The 3197-nt window shown below is 69.8% G+C and carries 2 protein-coding genes; both read left to right on the top strand.

Annotated features, from left to right (window positions below; genetic code table 11):
• Positions 1 to 145: 145 nt before the first annotated feature.
• Positions 146 to 2188 (top strand): FxSxx-COOH system tetratricopeptide repeat protein, encoded by a 2043-nt coding sequence (fxsT, locus tag ABZ312_RS44935; protein WP_500440216.1) that lies wholly within the window; start codon positions 146 to 148, stop codon positions 2186 to 2188.
• Between the two features lie 125 nt (positions 2189 to 2313).
• Positions 2314 to 2841 (top strand): hypothetical protein, encoded by a 528-nt coding sequence (locus tag ABZ312_RS44930; protein ID WP_500440215.1) that lies wholly within the window; start codon positions 2314 to 2316, stop codon positions 2839 to 2841.
• Positions 2842 to 3197: the final 356 nt, after the last annotated feature.

Below are 3197 nucleotides of genomic sequence, written 5' to 3'. Positions count from 1 at the left end.
TCGGGAGGCGCTGCTGGGCGCGGTGCGTGGCGCAGACGGTGCCCCGACGACGAATCCAGGCTTTCCGGGACAGGGTGGCACGGCGGGCAGGTTGCAGCGGGTAGGGGCGTCGGGGCCGCGCCTTCCCGGCAGCAGCCTGCCGCGGGTGTGGAACATCCCCCGGCGGAACACGGGCTTTACCGGCCGCGACGAGGCGCTGGTGCGTACTCGGGAGCGGTTGACCGGGGCCGGGACGGTGGCGGTGCTGGCGTTCAACGGGCGAGGTGGGGTCGGTAAGACCCAGTTGGCCATTGAATATGCCCATCGCTTCAGTAATGAGTACGAGCTGGCCTGGTGGATCAATGCCGAAGACCCCGCCCTCATCCCCGACCAACTCGCCGTCCTCGCGGTCAAGACCGGCGCCACCCAACCCGACACACCCGTAGACGGGGCACTAGAAGCGCTGGCAGATGAGTTGCGGGGGCGGTCGCGGTGGCTGCTGGTTTTCGACAATGCCGAGGACCCCGCCGCCCTTGCGCCGTATGGGCCGGACGGGCCGGGGCATGTGCTGATCACTTCCCGCAACCCTCGCTGGCACGGCCTTGCCGCTCCGGTGGATGTCGACACCCTGCCCCGCCCGGAGGCCGTCACGCTGCTGCGTTCCCGCACCCCGGATCTGAGCGAGGCGGACGCCGACCGGATCGCAGAAGCCCTGGACGACTTGCCACTGGCTTTGGTGCAGGCCGCGGAATCACTGACCGCGTTCACCCCCGACCAGTACCTGTACCAGCTCGCCGCCAATGCCGCCGAGGCCACCGACAACGGCGCCCCGTTGGGCTATCCGTACTCTCTGGCTGGCCAGATCCGCCTCAGTACCCAACGCCTGACCGACCAGGACCCCGACGCCGCCGCCCTGCTGCACGCCTGCGCCCTCCTGGCCCCCGACCCCTTCCCCCTTCACGTCTCCAAATTGCCCGACGACCCCGGCGACAACGCCGTGGCCCGCATCCTCGCCGGCCCGCGCACGGTGCAACGGGTGCTGACCGCACTGGATCGGCACGGCCTGGCCCGCATCAACGCCGGCACCGTCCAACTGCACCGCCTCACCCAAGCCGTCCTCCGCGACCAGCTCACCCCCGACCAGCACACCCAAGCCGCCGAGGCTGCCAGCCGTCTCCTCGCCGCCTCCTACCCCGGCGACGCCTCCGACCCGGGCACCTGGGCGCGCTGGCCTGACCTGCTGCCTCACCTGCTCACCGTCGAACCCACTGACCTCACCACCCTCGACGCACGCTTCGCGGCCTGCGACGCGTGCTGGTATCTGATGGACCGCGGCCAACCCCATGCCGTCCTGGAACGCCTGAAAGATCTCCACCAGACATGGACCCGCACGCTCGGCCCCGACCACAACGAGACCCTGTGGGCCGCCACCTACCTGGCCCGCGCCTACGGCAACTCCGGCGACCCGGCTGCCGCCCGCACCCTGTACGAGGACACCCTCGCCCGACGGCGCCGTGTCCTGGGCGACGACCACCCCGACACCCTGAGCGCCGCCAACAACCTCGCCATCCAGCTGGCCGCGCTCGGCGAGACCGAACAGGCCCGCACCCTCGCCGAGGACACCCTGACCCGGCGACGCCGCATCCAGGGCGACGACCACCCCGACACCCTGAACGCCGCCAGCACCTTCGCCAACCGGCTGGCCGCGCTCGGCGAGACCGAACAGGCCCGCACCCTCGGCAAGGACACCCTGACCCGGCGACGCCGTGTCCTGGGCGACGACCACCCCGACACCCTGAACGCCGCCAACAACCTCGCCAACCGGCTGGCCGCGCTCGGCGAGACCGAACAGGCCCGCACCCTCGCCGAGGACACCTTGACCCGGCGACGCCGTGTCCTGGGCGACGACCACCCCGACACCCTGATCACCGCCTACAACCTCGCCATCCAACTGGCCGATCTCGGCGAAACCGAACAGGCCCGCACCCTCGACGACAACACTCTGACCCGGCAGCGCCGTGTCCTGGGTGAGGACCACCCCGACACCCTGGACACCGCCTACAACCTCGCCAACCGGCTGGCCGCGCTCGGCGAAACCGAACAGGCCCGCACCCTCGCCGAGGACACTCTGACCCGGCAGCGCCGTGTCCTGGGCGAGGACCACCCCGACACCCTGAACAACGCACGCATGCTGGACGGCCTCGGATAGAGGCACGCCAGGTTCCAATTCTTCGATCGCTTTGAGGTTGCAGCGCTCCCCCCGCAATCGTGCCGATACGGTGACCGCGAGGGGCGAATCCTTCAGGTCATAGACCCCGGGCGAAGGAGCGGACGATGGTGCGGACACCAAAGAGCGTAGAGGTCAAGCTCAACCTGCGGGTGTTGGAGATCGCCGGCACCTGGGAACCCAACGACACCGAACGGCGCGCGGCCTGGGAGCTGTACGTCGAACTCGTCACCCGCGTCTCGGTGGTACCGCTCCGTGAGGACGAGGGCCTGCTGCGGGAAGCGCTGAGCAGCCTGTACTCGCTGTTCAACACCACACGCGAGGTACTGCGCAAGTACGGACCCGATGTCGCCGAGCCCAAGAAGAACGGCCAGTACAACTTCGGCTACCTGGCCGTGGCCATGCTCAACTACGGCCTCCGCCCCCTGCTCGCCTCCTGGCACCCCGCCCTGGAGGACTGGGAGACCCGCCGCCCCACCGACCGCTCCCGCCGCGCCCACGAACAGGCCTGGCCCAAGGCCGGAGAACTCCGCACCGCACTGCGTGACGCCCGCGCCACCCTGACCGCCTACGCGGACCTCCTCGCCACCGCCTGCGGCGTACCCAACCTCCTCGAAGCCGTCCCCGAAAACTGACAGCAGACAGAGCTCCGGACGCTCATCCAAGGGCCAGTGAAAGTTCAGGCCGAACCCCGCAAGAGCAGGGTGACGATCCCCGACCTCGTTGCCGGCACGCGATTTCCATAGCCTCCGCGACGGCTGGCGGTAACCTCGGCTGCTCTGGGATGCGGCTTGGGGTGTTGTGTGTCGAAGTGGGGGCGGGGTGGGGGGTGGTGGTTCTAGCCTCGGTGGTGGTACTTGGGTGAGGTCGGGGGTGCGGTGTGGACGGCGGGGACTCTGTTGTTGCGGGTGGCGGGCGGTTGTTCGTCAGTTATGCGACGCCGGATCGTGCGTGGGCGGAGTGGGTGGCCTGGCAGCTCGCGGACGCCGGC

It is taken from the genome of Streptomyces sp. NPDC006207 (genome assembly GCF_040613835.1).
In the GTDB taxonomy this organism is placed as follows: Bacteria; Actinomycetota; Actinomycetes; order Streptomycetales; family Streptomycetaceae; genus Actinacidiphila.
This window is presented reverse-complemented; position numbering and strand designations above follow the sequence as displayed.